The sequence below is a fragment of the Blastococcus aggregatus genome, assembly GCF_900221005.1.
Taxonomy (GTDB): Bacteria; Actinomycetota; Actinomycetes; order Mycobacteriales; family Geodermatophilaceae; genus Blastococcus; species Blastococcus aggregatus.
This window is the reverse complement of the sequence record NZ_OBQI01000003.1, coordinates 11,932-28,159: the sequence shown is the minus strand read 5'-3', so window position 1 is coordinate 28,159 and position 16,228 is coordinate 11,932. Positions and strand designations below refer to the sequence as shown.

Annotated in this window: 13 protein-coding genes; 1 reads left to right on the top strand and 12 read right to left on the bottom strand. The window is 75.0% G+C overall.

The annotated features are described in order from the left end of the window. Positions 1-192 precede the first annotated feature (192 nt). Together CRP29_RS10020 and ald are read right to left on the bottom strand one after the other, a co-directional pair. Positions 193-1,119 carry a site-specific tyrosine recombinase XerD gene (locus CRP29_RS10020; RefSeq protein WP_281256797.1) on the bottom strand — a complete coding sequence of 309 codons (927 nt, stop codon included), beginning with the start codon at positions 1,117-1,119 and terminating at the stop codon, positions 193-195. 50 nt (positions 1,120-1,169) lie between these two features. Further along, the gene (ald, locus tag CRP29_RS10015; RefSeq protein ID WP_097194943.1) at positions 1,170-2,285 is read right to left on the bottom strand and encodes an alanine dehydrogenase; all 1,116 of its coding nucleotides are present in this window, start codon (positions 2,283-2,285) and stop codon (positions 1,170-1,172) included. Between the two features lie 76 nt (positions 2,286-2,361). Here ald and CRP29_RS10010 point away from each other — a divergent pair, with 76 nt between their 5' ends. Continuing rightward, positions 2,362-3,003: a hypothetical protein gene (locus CRP29_RS10010; RefSeq protein ID WP_097194942.1), complete on the top strand. Its 642-nt coding sequence runs from the start codon at positions 2,362-2,364 to the stop codon at positions 3,001-3,003. A 103-nt stretch (positions 3,004-3,106) separates the two neighbouring features. Here CRP29_RS10010 and CRP29_RS10005 read toward each other — a convergent pair whose 3' ends face one another. The 10 genes from CRP29_RS10005 to steA all read right to left on the bottom strand — a co-directional run bounded on the left by CRP29_RS10005 (position 3,107) and on the right by steA (position 16,174). Further along, positions 3,107-4,576 carry an HNH endonuclease signature motif containing protein gene (locus CRP29_RS10005; protein WP_097194941.1) on the bottom strand — a complete coding sequence of 490 codons (1,470 nt, stop codon included), beginning with the start codon at positions 4,574-4,576 and terminating at the stop codon, positions 3,107-3,109. A 514-nt stretch (positions 4,577-5,090) separates the two neighbouring features. Next, positions 5,091-5,654 carry a hypothetical protein gene (locus CRP29_RS10000; RefSeq protein WP_217991527.1) on the bottom strand — a complete coding sequence of 188 codons (564 nt, stop codon included), beginning with the start codon at positions 5,652-5,654 and terminating at the stop codon, positions 5,091-5,093. 68 nt (positions 5,655-5,722) lie between these two features. Beyond that, positions 5,723-6,322, bottom strand: coding sequence for an NUDIX domain-containing protein (locus tag CRP29_RS09995; RefSeq protein ID WP_097194940.1), 600 nt, complete (start codon positions 6,320-6,322; stop codon positions 5,723-5,725). Beyond that, positions 6,322-8,058, bottom strand: a complete 1,737-nt coding sequence (locus tag CRP29_RS09990) for a CTP synthase (RefSeq protein WP_097194939.1) — start codon at positions 8,056-8,058, stop codon at positions 6,322-6,324. The genes CRP29_RS09995 and CRP29_RS09990 overlap by 1 nt, the downstream gene beginning before the upstream one ends. After that, positions 8,033-10,435, bottom strand: coding sequence for a hypothetical protein (locus tag CRP29_RS09985; protein ID WP_097194938.1), 2,403 nt, complete (start codon positions 10,433-10,435; stop codon positions 8,033-8,035). The genes CRP29_RS09990 and CRP29_RS09985 overlap by 26 nt, the downstream gene beginning before the upstream one ends. After that, positions 10,432-11,586 carry a glycosyltransferase family 4 protein gene (locus CRP29_RS09980; protein WP_097194937.1) on the bottom strand — a complete coding sequence of 385 codons (1,155 nt, stop codon included), beginning with the start codon at positions 11,584-11,586 and terminating at the stop codon, positions 10,432-10,434. Before CRP29_RS09980 ends, CRP29_RS09985 begins: the two co-directional genes overlap by 4 nt. Continuing rightward, positions 11,579-13,201, bottom strand: a complete 1,623-nt coding sequence (murJ, locus tag CRP29_RS09975; protein WP_097194936.1) for a murein biosynthesis integral membrane protein MurJ — start codon at positions 13,199-13,201, stop codon at positions 11,579-11,581. Before murJ ends, CRP29_RS09980 begins: the two co-directional genes overlap by 8 nt. Then, positions 13,198-14,046, bottom strand: a complete 849-nt coding sequence (locus CRP29_RS09970; protein ID WP_097194935.1) for a hypothetical protein — start codon at positions 14,044-14,046, stop codon at positions 13,198-13,200. Before CRP29_RS09970 ends, murJ begins: the two co-directional genes overlap by 4 nt. Beyond that, positions 14,043-14,990, bottom strand: a complete 948-nt coding sequence (locus CRP29_RS09965; protein ID WP_097194934.1) for a copper transporter — start codon at positions 14,988-14,990, stop codon at positions 14,043-14,045. The genes CRP29_RS09970 and CRP29_RS09965 overlap by 4 nt, the downstream gene beginning before the upstream one ends. Then, positions 14,987-16,174 carry a putative cytokinetic ring protein SteA gene (steA, locus tag CRP29_RS09960; RefSeq protein WP_097195483.1) on the bottom strand — a complete coding sequence of 396 codons (1,188 nt, stop codon included), beginning with the start codon at positions 16,172-16,174 and terminating at the stop codon, positions 14,987-14,989. Before steA ends, CRP29_RS09965 begins: the two co-directional genes overlap by 4 nt. Positions 16,175-16,228: the final 54 nt, after the last annotated feature.

The following is a 16,228-nucleotide window of genomic DNA, read 5'->3' as shown; positions in this document are numbered from 1 at the left end:
CGTACCCGGTCCCCGGTTCTGGGGCGCGGTCAGCCGTCCTGTCCGCTCGAGTGATGAGGACGCTACGAAGCGTGGCCGGAATGCCCAAGGGGGCGCGCCGGAGACTTGTCGACATGGCGACGATTGACAACTTGTGGGACTGCTCCAGCCGAATGGGCCGTCAGATCTGCCAAGGCTTTCGCGGGCCGACTGTCAGTTCAACGCCCGTGGATGGCTGGTCGCATAGATCTCGCGCAACCGATCGACGGTCACCAGCGTGTACACCTGCGTCGTGGTCACCGAGGCGTGACCGAGCAGCTCCTGCACGACCCGCACGTCGGCCCCGCCGTCGAGCAGGTGGGTGGCGAAGGAGTGCCGGAGCGTGTGCGGCGAGACCGAGGAGGCCAGCGCACCGCCCGTGCCGTCGGCCCGCTCCGCGGCCGACCGGAGGATCTGCCAGGCGCTCTGCCGTGACAGCGGGCCGCCGCGGACGTTGAGGAACAGCGCTCCCCCGCGCACCCCGACCCGGCTCTTGACGGCCAGCTCGGGCCGCGCCCGCACCAGGTAGTCCTCCACCGCCCGCAGGGCGTAGCTGCCGACGGGCACGATCCGCTCCTTGCCGCCCTTCCCGGCCAGCCGCACCGTGGCCTGGCCGCGGTCGACGTCGTCGACGGCGAGCCCGACGGCCTCGGAGATGCGCGCGCCGGTGCCGTACAGCAGCTCCAGCAGCGCCCGGTCGCGCAGGCCGCGGGGCCCCTCGAGCGCACCGGCCGCCTCGATCAGCGCGACGACCGACTCGACCGGCACCGCCTTGGGCAGCCGGCGGGCCGGCGTGGGCGGGCGGACCTCGGCGGCGACGTCGTCCGGCACGAGGCCGTCCAGCAGGGCGAAGCGGTGCAGCCCGCGCACCGCGACGACCGCGCGCGCGGCCGACGTGGCCGACAGCGGCGGGTGGTCGTCGTCCCCACGGCGCAGGGCGGCGAGGAAGCCGGCGACGTCGGACTCGGTGATCTCCCGCAGCCCGCGCACGCCGGCCGCGTCGAGGTACCCGGTGTACCGGCGCAGGTCGCGGCGGTAGGAGGAGATGGTGTTCGAGGCGAGCCCGCGCTCCACGGTGAGGTGGTCCAGGTAGCCCGTCACCACCCGCTCCACGTCGGAGCCGGAGACGCGCGGCGGGACGTCGGCGACGGTCAGGACAGCACCTCCGTCAGCGGGACGGCGGCCCGGCCGTGCGCCCGGGCGACCTCGGGCTGGACGACCTCGCCGCCGGCCACGTTCACCCCGAGCGCCAGGGCCGGGTCCGCCGCCACCGCTCCGGCGGTGCCGTGCTCCGCCAGCGTCATGACGTAGGGCAGCGTGACGTTGGTCAGCGCGTGGGTGGAGGTGTTCGGCACCGCGCCGGGCATGTTCGCGACGCAGTAGAAGACCGACCCGTGCACCCGGAAGGTCGGCTCGTCGTGCGTGGTGGGCCGGGTGTCCTCGAAGCAGCCGCCCTGGTCGACGGCGATGTCCACCAGCACCGACCCGGGCCGCATGCGCGACACCAGCTCGCTGCTCACCAGCACCGGCGCCCGGGCGCCGGGCACCAGCACCGCGCCGATCACCAGGTCGGCCTCGAGCACCGCGCGCTCCACCGCGTAAGCGGTGGACGCGACCGTCTGCAGGTGGCCCTGGTAGATCCGGTCGGCGGCGCGCAGCTTGTCGATGTCCTTGTCCAGGACGACGACCTCCGCCTGCATCCCCAGGGCGATCGCGGCCGCGCTCATGCCGGAGACCCCCGCGCCCAGGACGACGACCGTCGCGGCGGGCACCCCGGGGACGCCGCCGAGCAGGACGCCGCGGCCGCCGTGCGCACGCTCGAGGGCGTGCGCGCCGACCTGCGGTGCCATCCGGCCGGCGACCTCGGACATCGGTGCGAGCAGCGGCAGCGCGCCGTCGGCGGTCTGCACCGTCTCGTAGGCGATCGCGGTGGTGCCGGAGGCGACGAGCGCGTCGGTGCACTGCTGCGACGCGGCCAGGTGCAGGTAGGTGAACAGCGTCTGCCCGGCGCGCAGCCGGCCGTACTCCTCGGCGATCGGCTCCTTGACCTTGAGCAGCAGCTCGCTGTCGGCCCAGACGTCGTCGGCAGCGGGCACGAGCCGCGCACCGGCGGCGGCGTACTCGGCGTCGGGGATCGAGGAGCCCTCGCCGGCGCCGCTCTCGACCAGCACGGTGTGGCCGGCGCGGACCAGTTCGGTCACGCCGGCCGGGGTGAGCGCCACCCGGTACTCACCGCTCTTGATCTCCCGGGCCACCCCGACCTGCATGGGCCGGAGTCTAGGCACGCTCCCGCCCGGGCACGCTCGACCTGCGGCCGGTGGCGGCCGCCCGAAGGATGGGCGGATGCGCCTGTACGCCCAGCACCCCGCCCTCCGCCTGCGCCAGCTCGCCGCCGACGCCGGGCTGCTGGTGTGGATCGTCGGCTGGGTGCTCGCCGCGCGGGCCGCGCACGGCGCGGTGCTGCTGCTGGCCGGGCCGGGCAAGGCGGTCGAGGACCTCGGCCGGTCGGTCGGCGGCAGCATGGACTCGGCGGCGGGCGTGGCCGAGGACGTCCCGCTGGTGGGTGACGAGCTGGCGACGCCGTTCGACGCGCTGGCCCGGGCCAGCGGCTCGGTGCGCGGCGCCGGGCAGAGCGCGCAGGACGCCGTCGACACCCTGGCTCTGATCCTGGCCGTCGCGCTGGTCGTCCTGCCGGTGGGCTGGATGCTGCTGCGCTGGCTGCCCTGGCGGACCCGCTGGGTGCGCGAGGCCACCGCGGCTCAGCAGGTGCTGTCCGGCACCTCGACCGGCGGCCCCGACCTGGAGCTGCTGGCCGCGCGGGCGCTGGCGACCGCGCCGCTCCCCCGGCTGGCCGCGCTGCCGCCGGGCACGGGCGCGGCCTGGCGCGCCGGCGACCCGGCAGCGGTCAGGTCACTGGCCACGCTGGAGCTCGACCGCCTGGGCCTGCGCCTGCCCGACGCCGGCGCCCGGACGCTACTCACCTGACCACGCACTCGGAACCAGCAGCCAGCACCCCCAGCACTTGGAACCCAGCACTTGGAACCAGCCCTCGGACCGAGCGCTCGGAACCACCACTCGTACCCAGCACTCAGAACGGCGGCGGGTCGTCCGCGGGGTCCGGCGGTGACGGTGGCGGCTCGGGTGGTCGCAGACCGGGCGGCCGGGTCGTCCGGGTGATCCCCGACGGGCTGGTGACGTGCAGCGTGCCGTCGGGATCCATGCGGAACCGCCAGCCCCGGGCGAAGGTCTTCAGCCGGTGGTGGGAACGGCACGCGCAGCACAGGTTCGAGCACGACGTCCGGCCGCCGTCCGCATGCGCCACCACGTGGTCGAGGTCGGCCCAACCGACCCGCTGACCGCAGTTCGGCATCCGGCACCGCCGGTCCCGCGTCGTCACGAACCGCTGCTGGGCCGCTCGGGGCTCGTAGCTGTCGGTGTCGGCCGGCATGCCCAGCACCGCGCAGCCGCATGCCGCGTCCGGGTGCTGCGCGCAGCCCTTGGCCGCGAGCCGCCCGAGCTCTGCACCGCTCACCGTGGCCAGCAGTTGCCCGCGCTGGTCGGTGAGCGCGAACGTGAGCGACCCACCGGCCGGCGCGGTCAGCCCGATCGCCTCCACCCGGCGCAGCAGCTCACGCAGGTGCGCAGCGGTGATCGCGAAGCCGGCGACCTCGCCACCCCGATCGCCGGCCCCGTCGAGCCCGTCGAGCGCGGCGGTCACGGTCAACTGCACCGACACCCCGCCCAGGCCGGAATCGGCGGGGCGCAGGATGAGCATCGAATGGATCGCCGACCGGATCTGCCCGATCGGCCGCTCGTCACCGTCGGCCTTCGCCATCGCGGCCAGCTGGTCGATCACCGCGTGGCAGGCCGCCGCCTCCTCCGCGCTCATGTCGGCGGTCAGCGCCGCCATCCCGTCCGCCGTCGGGTGGACGCGCACGTCGGCGGCACACTGAGCCTCGGCCCGCCGCTCCTCCACCGCCGAGGCGTCGAGCTCGGCGAGCAGCTCGAGAGCGCGATCCCGGAGGCGGGCGAGCGACAGCTCACCCGCCTCCGGCAACAGAGTCATCTCCACTGCCCGTGCCAGCTCCGGGGCAGCCCCCTGCAGAGCATCGGCCAGCACCCCGGCCCGACGCTCGTCGACCGCGCCCCGGCGCAGCGCTGCGAACGTGGCCGGCAGGTTGTCCCGCCAGGTGAACGCCCGCCGCGCCCGGAACGCCGCCGTCCCCCGGCCCAGGTTCAGCGCGTGCGCCACCTCGTCGACGAAGAACTCACTGACCCCGGCGAACTCCGGAGCGGTCTTCCGCCAGCTCCGCCGACGCGCACCGGGTGTGCCGGGCGCCGGGTCGTCCGTATCCGGCCGCAGCTCCGCCAACCGCAGGATCAGCTGCGCCTCCCGCGCGGTCTGCCGCGCCCGGTCCCGCTCGATCCGGCCCAGCTCCGCGGCGACCTGCTCGTCGTCCAGCCACTCGGCAGGCACGTCCAGGTGAGCTTCCGGCCGGGCACCCACCCAGTCGACCACCACCCCCTCCACCACGGAGGTCCCCGCCAGCGTCTGCACACTCCGAAGCTACGGGCCACCTCTGACAGTTCTGGGCGAGATGAGGACGTCTGATGAGGGAGACGACATCGGCCCGGCGGCGCCTCGGACTCGCCCAGAAGGCGGTTCATGGGACATGCGGACGTCTCCGCGCCGTCACCGTGCTCCTGAGCGTTTCCTTCCCCGACCAACGAGAACTATGAGCCCCCAAGCGATGCAGGCAACGACCGCGACGAGGGTCAGTGCAGCGCCCCCGAGGAGAGTCAGGTAGAAGAGCACCGCGCCAGGACCGTCGAGGGTCTCCCTGCCGGTCGCATCAGTCGTGGTCCACGGCAGTACCAGACTCAGCCCGATCCCCAGCAGCCACGCAGCCGGCAAACCGACTGCCAAGCCGATCAGCAGCTTGTGGCCCACCGCTGTGCCTCCCAACAGTGTTGAACGGTGGGCTCTCACTATCGAGCACTCCGCTCCCAGAGTGTCGGCCGGAGAGGAGCGGCTCTGAAGCGGGACAGGTTGGGCGTCCCATAGCGGGCGGCTACGGGACAGGCGGGCGTTTCGCAGCCGGGGTGAACAAGCGCAGCGCTTCGACCTGGTCCTCGGTGAGGACCCACCGAGAGTTGGCCGGCTCCGGATAGATCTCAGCCTGCGCCCACAGCTCGGCGCGAACGCTCGAGGCCGTGCCGACCTTTCTGCCGCGCGCGACCAGGTCGTCGCGCAATTGCGTGGCATCGAAGAGGTAGACGCTGTCGATCCGCCATGGCCGCTTTCGACCGTGCGAGCTCGTCGCCGCGCTGGTTGGACCGGTCATCACGAGGTAGTCGTCCGGCACCGTCGGGGAGGTCAGATCGACGATGCCCTCTCGCTGCAGGTACCACTTCACGTTGACTGACCGATGCTGGAGCGGGCCGGAGCGGAAGTAGCCGTCCAGGGCGGCCGACGTTGCTGACTTCTCGAGTGCGATGTCGAAGATCTCGGCAGCGATCCACTCTCCCAGATGGCCGGACGTCATCGGCCGCTGGATGAGCGCGGCGATCTCGCCGTCCACGCGATTGCGTTCGTCGAGCAGGTCTGCGACCCGCCGCAGCGCCTCGTGGTCCACGGGACCAGTCTGCGCCGAGGACGCGGACACCGCGTCAGCGGCAGGTCGCAGAGGCGGGCGTGCCGCGCTCAGGTGGCGGAGACGTCCCGCAGCCGGGGACCGGTGGCGCGCACCTGCGCCGCCGCGAGGATGCCGACCACCGCGGCGGCGCTGCGGATGTCGCCGTCGAACACCCGCTGCACGGCGTCGGCGAGCGGCACCCGCTCGATCGTCATGTCGAGCTCCTCGTTCTCGACGACGAACCCGTCGGGCAGCGCGGCGTCGTGGAGGCCCTCAGCCAGGTAGACCAGCACCATTTCGTCGCAGAAGCCCGCCGTGCTGTACGTGGTGGTCAGCAGCGACCACCGCTCGGCGGCCAGCAGCACCTCCTCGGCCAGCTCGCGCTTCGCCGTCTCCAGCGGAGGCTCGCCGTCGGCGTCCCGGAGGCCGGCGGGCAGCTCCCAGAGGTAGCCGCCCACGGGGTGCCGGTACTGCCGGAGCAGCACCACCCGGCCGTCGTCGTCCAGCGCGATGACGGCGACGGCACCCGGGTGGGACACGACCTCGCGCACCGAGTCGCCGCCGCCGGGCATGGCCACGGTGTCGCGGCGCAGCGAGATGATGCGTCCGTCGTACACGGGCTCGCTGGCCACGACCCGGTAGTCGTGCCCGTCGGCGGCGTCGGTCATCAGGTGCCGACCTGCTGCGCCTCATCGATGATCACCGGGAGCCGTGCGGACTCCTGGTAGTCGATGGCGGCCTGGACGAAGCCGGCGAACAGCGGGTGCGGCCGGGTCGGGCGGCTCTTGAGCTCGGGGTGTGCCTGGGTGCCGACGAAGAACGGGTGGACGTCGGCGGGCAGCTCGGCGAACTCGACCAGCGTGCCGTCGGGCGAGGTGCCCGATAAGACCAGGCCGGCCTCGTTGAGCCGGTCGCGGTAGGCGTTGGCCACCTCGTAGCGGTGCCGGTGCCGCTCGGTGATCTCGGTCGAGCCGTAGACGCCCGCGACCACCGAGCCGTGCTGCAGCGAGGCCGGGTAGCTGCCCAGGCGCATCGTGCCGCCCATGTCGCGCTCCCCGGAGACGACGTCCAGCTGGGTGGCCATGGTCGCGATGACGGCCTCGGGGGTCTCGGGGTCGAACTCGGTGGAGTTGGCCTTCTCCAGCCCGGCGACGTCGCGGGCGTACTCGATGACCATGCACTGCAGACCCAGGCACAGCCCGAGGGTCGGGATGCCGTTGGTCCGGGTGTGCCGGATGGCGCCGAGCTTGCCCTCGATGCCGCGGACGCCGAAGCCGCCGGGGATGCAGACGCCGTCGACGCCGGCCAGCGCCTTGGCGGCGCCGTCGGGGGTCGCGCAGTCGTCCGAGGGCACCCAGCGGATCTGCACCCGGCTGCGGTGGGCGAACCCGCCGGCGCGCAGGGCCTCGGTCACCGAGAGGTAGGCGTCGGGCAGGTCGATGTACTTGCCGACCAGCGCGATCGTCACCGTCTGCCTGGGCGCGTGCACCCGGTCGAGCAGGTCACCCCAGACGGTCCAGTCCACGTCCCGGAAGGGCAGCCCGAGCCGGCGGACGACGTAGGCGTCCAGTCCCTCGCTGTGCAGCACCTTCGGGATGTCGTAGATCGACGGCGCGTCCGGGCAGGAGACGACGCCCTCGACGTCGGTGTCGCACATCAGGCTGATCTTGCGCTTGAGCCCGTCGGAGATCTCACGGTCCGAGCGGCACACGATCGCGTCGGGCTGGATGCCGATGCTGCGCAACTGGGCGACCGAGTGCTGGGTCGGCTTGGTCTTCAGCTCGCCCGACGGCGCGATGTAGGGGATCAGCGAGATGTGCAGGAAGAAGCAGTTGTCCCGGCCGATCTCGTGGCGGACCTGGCGGGCGGCCTCGAGGAAGGGCAGCGACTCGATGTCGCCGACGGTGCCGCCGATCTCGGTGATGACGACGTCGACGCGCTCCGCGCTGTCGGCGCCGGCCAGGATCCGCGACTTGATCTCGTTGGTGATGTGCGGGATGACCTGCACGGTGTCACCGAGGTACTCGCCGCGGCGCTCCTTGGCGATCACGTCCGAGTAGACCTGGCCGGTGGTGACGTTGGCCCGGCCGGAGAGGTCGATGTCGAGGAAGCGCTCGTAGTGGCCGACGTCGAGGTCGGTCTCGGCGCCGTCCTCGGTGACGAAGACCTCGCCGTGCTGGAACGGGTTCATCGTCCCGGGGTCGACGTTGAGGTAGGGGTCCAGCTTCTGCATGGTCACCCGCAGCCCGCGGGCGGACAGCAGCGCCCCCAGCGAACTGGCGGTCAGACCCTTGCCGAGTGAGGAGACAACCCCGCCGGTGACGAAGACGAACTTCGTCGGCTGGGAGTTGCGGAGGAGGCCGCGTGACGCGACGGATTCAGGCGTTCCAGACGGTCGATCCACGGGAGACGACCGTAACACGGTCCGGGTCGTCGTCCGGGCCCGAGTGGGCAGCGCCACGTGCGCCCTCCCCCTCCGTGGGGGCGCCGGGCCGCGGAGCCGCCGCCAGCCAGATCAGCAGGGGCACCAGCAGCGCGGCCGCCGTGGCCGGGAGCGCGACGCCGGAGTCGTTGACCGCGGCGCCCAGCGTCAGGCTCAGCGCACCGGCGAGCAGGCCGGCGCGCAGCACCGTCGCGTCTGCGGCGGCCAGACCGCCGGGCGGCACGCCGTCGGCGCTGCGCAGCGGCCCGCCGGGCCGGAGCAGCCACACCGCCGCCACCAGCGCGACCGGCAGCATCCAGGCCAGCGGGCTGCCCAGCAGGATGTCCAGGTTGGCGGACGCCTTCCGCGAGACGACCGTCCACGCCTCGCCGGTGAGGACCTGCTCGACGAACCGGCCCAGGTGGCTGCGCTCGGCGGCCGGCCCCGACCAGTCGAGGACGGCGATGCTGCCGACGGCGACGACCGCGGCGGCCAGGATCACGACCAGCCGGGCGACGGTGACCCGCAGCCCGGTGAGCAGCATCGCCAGCAGCAGGAACCCGGGCAGCGCGGCGAGCACGCCACCGAAGTCGCGGCCCAGCGGCGGGGCGCCGATGACGCCGACGGTGAGGACGCCGGCACCGAGGACGACGGCGCCCACGGCGAGCCGGCGCCGATCCGGCGGCACCCGGCGCCCGACGGCCGTGGCCACCGCGGCGGTGACCAGCAGCGCGCTCACCGACAGCAGGCCGAAGCTCAGGTTCCCGTAGCCGGTGAACCGGCCGGCGACGATGGCGTCGTACCCGAGCAGGCCGTTGAGCTCCAGCATCGAGCCGGTCAGCACATCGCCCACCAGCGTGCCGAAGGTGATGACCAGGACCACCAGGGGTGGCCCCAGCCGGCTGCGCCGCCAGGGCCCCAGCGCCGCGACGGCGGTGACTCCGACGACGGCGCCCAGCACCGCCAGGACCAGCGACCGCAGCGGGGCGTCGCTGCGCTCCCAGGGGACGAACCCGGCCAGGTACGTGGCCACCGGCAGCGCCGCGACGGCGAGGCACAGCACCCGCAGCGCCGCGCGGGCCCGGCGGACCGGCGCGCCGGGTTCCCGCGGGCCGGCGCGCAGCCCGAGCAGCAGGACGCCGAGGCCGACCAGCACGGCCCCGACGGTGACCACGAGCCAGAAGAAGTCGCCGACGTTGCGGTGGTGCACCGTGGCCGCGACGTTCATCCGCTCGAGGTCGGTCACCGCGTCGGCCAGCGCCGGCCGGTCGCCGGTGGCGCGCAGCGGCTGCCCGTTCATCGAGGCCGGGACGTCCAGCCCGAGGGCGCGCAGCGCGGTGGGCGCGAGGTCGATCAGCTGGACGTAGGGCGCGCGTCCCGTGCTCGCCGAGCGCAGCCAGCCGCCGCCGTCGAAGCCCGGGCCGGTGGCGATGGCGACGTGCAGCTGCGGGCGGCCGTCGTTGACCTCGGAGATCCCGGCGAGCAGCACCAGCGTCTCGCCCGGCAGCGCTTCGACGGCGGCCTGCAGCCGGACCAGCGACTCCTCGATGCGGCCCAGGGCGCCGGCCCGCGGGCGGGGCTCGGTGCCGTCGTCGGTCTGGTCGGCGCCGGGGCTCCCGGCCAGCGTGAGCTGGTCGAGGGAGACCAGAGCCAGGTCGCAGCCGCCGAGGAAGGCGGTGAGCTCGGCCGGGTCGGCCGGCAGCGAGGCTCTCCGGTCCAGCGCGACATCGGGCGCGGCCGCGGCCAGGGCGGCCGCGCGTCCCGAGACGGCGGCGCAGCCGACGCCGGCGCCCAGCGCCGCGGGCTCGGCGCCGAACCTGCTCGTGCCCTCGTCGTCGGCGGTGCGCTGCACGGTGGCCGCCGGGTCGTCCAGCGCCACCGCGGCGATCCGCTCCTGCAGCCCGCAGTGCGACAGCGAGGTGTCGACCCGCGGTTCGGGCTCCTCCCCGTCGGTCCCGGCGTCGTCGCCCGGGGCCGGGGCGCCGTCGGGGACCGGCTCCCCGGGCCCCTCCTCGGGCAGCGGCACCGTCGGCAGCGGAACCGGCGGCAGCCCCTCGTCGGGGCCCGGGAAGCGGGCGCGGTTGCCGGCGCCGAGCGTCGCCCAGCCGTCGAGCAGGCAGGTGGTCCCGCGGGCGGCCCGCACCGACAGGGCGCCGACCGACCCCTGCTCGGCCATGGCCCACAGGGTGGGGGTGGTCTCGGGGTCGACGTCGCTCCACACCAGACCGGGCACGCCCACCACGACGACGCGGTCCACGGACGGCGCGTCGTCGTCCGCGGCGGCGGCCGGCGGCGCCCAGCCGAGCAGCACCGTCAGCAGCAGCACCAGCGGCAGGGCCCACCGCCGGGCCCCGGTCACCGGGACCCGGCTGCCGGCGCGCCCAGCAGCTCGCGGTAGACGGCGGCCACGCGGCGGCCGGCGCCCGCATCGTCCGGCCACTGCGACGCCTGCCGACGGCCGGCCTCGGCGAGGGCGGCGGCGTGCGCCGGGTCGGTGAGCACGTGCTCCAGGGCGTCGGCGAGCGCGGCGGCGTCGCCGACGGGCACCAGGACCGCCCCCTCCCCCACCAGCTCGGGGATCCCCCCGGCGCGGGTCGAGACCAGCGGGGTGCCGGCGCGGAGCGCCTCCTGGGCGGTGAACGGGCTGCCCTCCCACCGCGAGGGCAGCACGCACACGTCGGCGGCACCGAGCAGGTCGGCGACGTCGCTGCGCCGCCCGAGCAGCACGACCGGCAGCCGCTCGGCGGCGATCCGGGCGGCGAGCTCGTCCTGCAGGGGGCCGTCCCCCGCGACGGCGAACAGCGGTGCCGACTCGCGGCCGCTCCAGCGGGACACCGCGTCGAGCAGCACGTCGTAGCCCTTCTGCGGGTGCAACCGGCCCACCGCCACCACCAGTGGGCGGCCGTCGGGGAGGCCGAGCTCCGCGCGGACCTCCGCGCGGCCGCGCTGAGCGGGCGCCAGCGGCGGGGCGAGGGCCGGGGCGACGCGCACGTCCGGGGCGCCGGCGCGGCGGGCGTTGGCGGCCAGGTCGCTCGAGACGGCGAGCACGAGGTCGGCGCCGCGCACGGTCAGCCGCTCCAGGGCCTGCAGCGCACCGCGCAGCCGGCCGCCACCCTCCTGCAGGGCGTTGTGCAGGGTCAGGACCAGCGGCGGCCGGGGCCCGGAGCGGCCTCGACCTCCCGGAACACGCAGCGCGGCCGCGGCGACCAGCCCGGCGCGCAGCCCGTGCGCGTGCACGAGGTCCGCCCCGGCCAGCGCGCGGCGCAGCTGCAGCACCGCGCGGGCGTCGGCGGCGGGTGCCAGCCCGGTGGAGATCCCGACGGGCGTGAAGTCGGCTCCGGTCGCGGTGAAGCCGAACAGCTCCTCGGTGGCCGGTGCACCGCAGACGCCCACGTCGGCGCCGGCCTCGCGGAGCACCGGGAGCAGCGCACGGACGTGGGTGCCGACGCCACCGGCGCTGGTGGCCAGCACCTCGACGACCCGGCGCCCTGCGAGCGGCCGCTCAGCCACGGTGCACCTCCTGCCGGTCGGGCGCGCGCAGGGCGCGGAACGCGGCGGTCAGCGGGCCGCGTGCGGCCCCCATCATGACGGCCAGGAAGACGAGGAGCACGAGCGCTCCGGCCAGCACCCCCACGCCGACCGCGGCGAGGACCCCCTCGTCGGGTACCGGGTCCGCGCCGAGGGCCCGGGAGAGGGCGAGCCCGGCGGCCGCGGCCGCCGCTGCGGCGGCGAGCGCCGTCGTCCCGATGCGGGGCAGCCCGGCGAGCGAGCCCGCGGGAGCCGATCGGGCGACCACGACGAGCAGCGCCAGACCCGCGACGGTGACGCCGAGCGTGTGCCCGGCTCCGAGCGCCGCCGCGCGATCGGCGGCCGGCAGCACGGCGGCGAGGACGACGTCCGCGACGACGGCGACCAGCCAGCCGCCGACCACGCAGACGGTGGGCGCCTTCCACTGCCCACGCGCGTACAGCGCCCGGGTGAGGACGGCGACGAGCCCGTAGCCGACGAGCCCCGGGGCGAAGGCGATCGTGGTGTCGCGCAGGGCCTCGACGCCGGCGTCGGAGCCGGAGCTCAGGAAGAGCCGTGCCATGGGACCGGCCACCGCGATCAGCACCGCGGCGGCCCCTGCCGAGGCAGCGACGACGAAGGCGGTGACCGGGGCGAGCGCCCGGGCGTACCCGGCGTCGTCGCCGAGCTCGGCCCGCTCGGACAGCCCGGGGTAGGCCGACGTCGCCAGGGGGACGGCCAGCGCGGCCCACGGGACGAGGAAGAGCGTGAGGGCGGCGCCGTAGATCACGAGGCTGCCGTCGGGTGCGTCGCCGCCGGTGAGCCGGATCGCGACGAAGGCGACCAGCTGCTGCCCGGCCAGGGTGAGCACGCCGGCCACGGCCAGCCGGCGCACCCGCGGCGCCGCGCCGACCGGGAAGCGCAGCGACGGCCGCAGGCCCAGGCCGAGCCGGCGCAGCGGGACGAGCAGGCTCAGGCTCAGCGCCACAACGCCCAGCGTCGTCCCCACGCCGAGGACGAGCTCGGCCGACCGGGTCAGGTCGGGAACGTCGCGGCTGCCGCCCATGCCCGCGAAGAGCAGGTACGCCGAGGCCACCACCACGCTGGAGAGCAGCGGGGCCACGGCGGGAGCGGCGAAGTGCCGGTGCGCCTGCAGGACGCCGGCGAGCACGATGCCGATGCCGTAGAGGACGACCTGGGGCGCGAAGACGAGCAGCAGCCGGGCGGCGAGGTCGACCTCCGCCGGCTCGCCGGGGCCGAGCAGCCGGGCGATCGGTCCGGCGAACACGGCGATGAGCAGCGCCAGCGGCGTCAGGACCAGCAGGGTCCAGCCCAGCAGCGCCGAGGCCGTCCGGCGCACCTGCTCCCGGTTCCCGGCCGCGATCCCTCCGGCGAGCATCGGCACCACGAGGCTGGCGAGCGCTCCACCGGCGACGACCTCGAAGACGATGTTCGGGACGGTGTTGGCCGCCTGGTACGTGTCGCCGGTGGTGCCGGCGCCCACCGCGTTGGTGAACACCAGCTGGCGTCCGAAGCCGGCCACGCGGGCCAGCAGGGTGAGGACGGCGATCAGCGCCGCCGCGCCGGCGACCCCCTGGGCGACCGTGCGGCGGGTCACGACGTCCGGCGGCCGAGCCGGTCCAGGTCGCGCAGGCCGGGGGTGGCCTCGATGACCCGCGTGAAGCTGACCTTCTCGCTGGCCAGCGTGAGCGCGGTGATCGCGCCGAGCAGCCCCGCACGGCGGCCGCGGGACGGCACGGCGGCCAGCCTCAGGCCGAGCAGCGCGCCGAGCGCGTTCGCCCCGGCGTCGCCGAGCATCACCCGCTCGCCCAGGTCGTCGGGCAGCACCGCGAGGGTGGCGCCGAGCGGGCCGGCCACCAGGCCGCCCACCGGCCCGCCGACCGTGGCGGCGGCCGCGAGGACGCCGGCCTTGGCGGCGCGGCCGGGGCGCAGGTCGAGCAGGTTGACCAGGTTCGCGGTCCCCGCGACCAGCCCGGTGGTGAGGACGGCGTCGGCCACGGCGCGCGGCCCGCGACCTCGGGTGGTGAGCCACGCGGCGACCGCGCCGGCGGCGCCGATGCCGGCGACCTTGACCGCGCCCGCGGAGACCCGTCCGGCGCGCAGTGCCCGCAGGTGCCCGGCCAGCCCCTTGTCGCGGGCCTGCTCCGGCCGTGCGCCGGCGAGGTCGTCGTAGCCGCCGACCAGGCCGGAGACACCGCCGACCACGACGGTGGCCGCGCGCAACCCGGCCGGGGCGCCGAGCAGCCCGCCGGCGGTGGCGGCCACGGCGAGCGCCGGGCCGCCGAGCAGGGTGACCGGCCGGCCGGCGTAGTTGGTGCGCCGCCACGCGGCGCCCGCCTCCGTGGCGGAGAGGGCGTTCGCGGCGGCGAGCGCGGCCCGGCCGGCCGCGGCACCGGCGAGCACGAGCCCGGCCCGGCTGCGGGCGGAGGGCCGCGTCGTCACGGGGTGTCGGACCGGACCGGCGGGACCGGCTGGGTGTCCTCGCCGGTGCCGTAGGCGCCCGAGGTGCCCTCGGTCTCGGCGCGGAGGGCGAGCACGGTGCTGATCCGGCCGGCCGGGGAGCTGATGTTGTCGACGGTCGAGATGGCGGCCGACGTGCCGGTGTCGTCGCGCACGGCGCCGATCAGGCCGTTCGCACGGGCCGAGGCGGCGTCGCCGGCGACGACCACGCCCGAGCCCGCGGCGTCCAGCGCGGTGAGCAGCTCGATCAGGGTCTCGTTCCGCTCGGCCGCCTGCTCGCCGGTGAACTCGTCGGCGGTGAGCACGAGGGCGACGTTGGCCGGGCTCACCGAGTCGCTGTCGGTGGTCAGCACCTCGAGGGCGGGCAGTCCGGCGAGGACCGACGACGTGGCGGCGGTGTCGGGGGCGACGCCGCCCGACGGCACCATCAGCACCTGGGCCAGCAGGGAGCCGACCAGCTGTCCGGCGTCGTCGACGTCGGGCAGCGTGATGCCCGCGGGCAGGCCGGAGCCGGTGGCGTAGCTGAGCAGACTCGACTCCGACGAGGGGTCGGTGTAGGCCGGGGTCAGCGAGATCTGCCCGGTGACGTTCCCGCCGGCCTGGGTGATCAGCGCGCTGACCTCCTCGACGTCGTCGGAGTCGACCTCCTCGCTGGCGACGACCAGCAGCACGCCGGTGCCGGCCAGGGCGCCCTCGACCAGGGCCGGGGCGAGCGCGGTCTCGAACTCGTCGGAGGTGTCGAGCTCGCTCTGCAGGGTCCGCGTCGAGTCCTCCAGCGCCCGCTTGTCCTGCTCGAGGGAGTCCACCTGTCTCTCCAGGCGGTCGAGGATCGGCCCGTTGAGCTGGGTGGTGCCGATGACGATCCCGAGCGCGATCGCCAGGAACACGGCGATCAGCGAGACCAGGTGGTAGCGGAAGTCGATCACGAGAAGAGGTTCTCCAGCCAGAACACGAAGCTGTTCCATTGGTCGAGCAGCAGATCGAGGTAGACCCGTCCGGCCGAGGACACCGCGAGGGTGGAGCCGATGGCGACGAACGCCGCGAGCACCAGCACCACCAGCGCCGCGGTGGAGATGCGGCTGCGGTAGAGGCGGCTGACGCCCTTGGCGTCGACCAGCTTGCCGCCCAGCCGCAGCCGGGTCAGGAAGGTGGAGGCCATGCCGCCGCGTCCCTTGTCCAGGAACTCCACGAGGGTGGCGTGCGTGCCGACGGCGACGATGAGCTTGGCGCCCTTCTCGTCGGCGAGCAGCATCGCGATGTCCTCGCTGGTGGCGGCCGCCGGGAAGGTGATGGCGTCCACGCCGAGCTCCTGCACCCGGGGCAGGCCCGGAGCCCGCCCGTCGGGGTAGGCGTGCACGACGACCTCAGCCCCGGAGGTGAGCGAGGCGTCGCTCACCGAGTCCATGTCGCCGATGATCATCTCGGGCTGGTAGCCGGCCTCGATGAGCGCGTCGGCGCCGCCGTCGACGCCGATCAGGACCGGCCGGTAGTCCCGGATGTAGGACCGCAGCGCGTGCAGGTCCTCCTTGTAGTCATAGCCCCGGACGACGATGAGCACGTGCCGGCCGTCGATCGGCGTGGTCACGTCCGGCACGCCGACGCCGTCGAGGAGCAGCGCGCGCTCGCGCTTCATGTACTCCATCGTGTTGGCCGCGAACGCCTCGAGCTGGGTGGACAGCCCCGCCCGCGCCTCGGCCATGGAGGCGGCGACGAGCTCGGCGTCCTGGGCGACCCCCTCGGCGACGACGGTGCCGTCCTCGGTCAGCAGCTGCCCCTCGTGCAGGCGGACCCGGGTGCCCTCCTTCAGGGCGGCGAAGACGTCCCGCCCGACGCCGTCGAGCAGCGGGATGCCGGCGTTCACCAGGATCTCCGGGCCGAGGTTGGGATAGCGGCCGGAGGTGCTGGGCGCGGCGTTGACGACGGCGGCGACCTTGCAGCCCACGAGGGCGTCGGCGCTGACGCGGTCGATGTCGACGTGGTCGATGACGGCGATGTCGCCGGGCCGCAGTCGCTTGGTCAGGTTCTTCGTGCGGCGGTCCAACCGGGCGGTGCCACTGACCCCGGGGCCCGACTCCTGTGCCCGGCGACGTCCGAGAGTGCCGATGCGCATGACCTCCATGCTTTCACGCGTGGCCGACCGGCCGTTCCACCGACGCGCGAGTGC

What these genes read in the sequence shown, in the direction of transcription:
- ald (WP_097194943.1), bottom strand. Translation starts at nt 2,285, where the DNA reads ATGCAGGTCGGGGTGGCCCGGGAGATCAAGAGCGGTGAGTACCGGGTG.
- CRP29_RS10010 (WP_097194942.1), top strand. Translation starts at nt 2,362, where the DNA reads ATGCGCCTGTACGCCCAGCACCCCGCCCTCCGCCTGCGCCAGCTCGCC.
- CRP29_RS09995 (WP_097194940.1), bottom strand. Translation starts at nt 6,322, where the DNA reads ATGACCGACGCCGCCGACGGGCACGACTACCGGGTCGTGGCCAGCGAG.
- steA (WP_097195483.1), bottom strand. Translation starts at nt 16,174, where the DNA reads ATGCGCATCGGCACTCTCGGACGTCGCCGGGCACAGGAGTCGGGCCCC.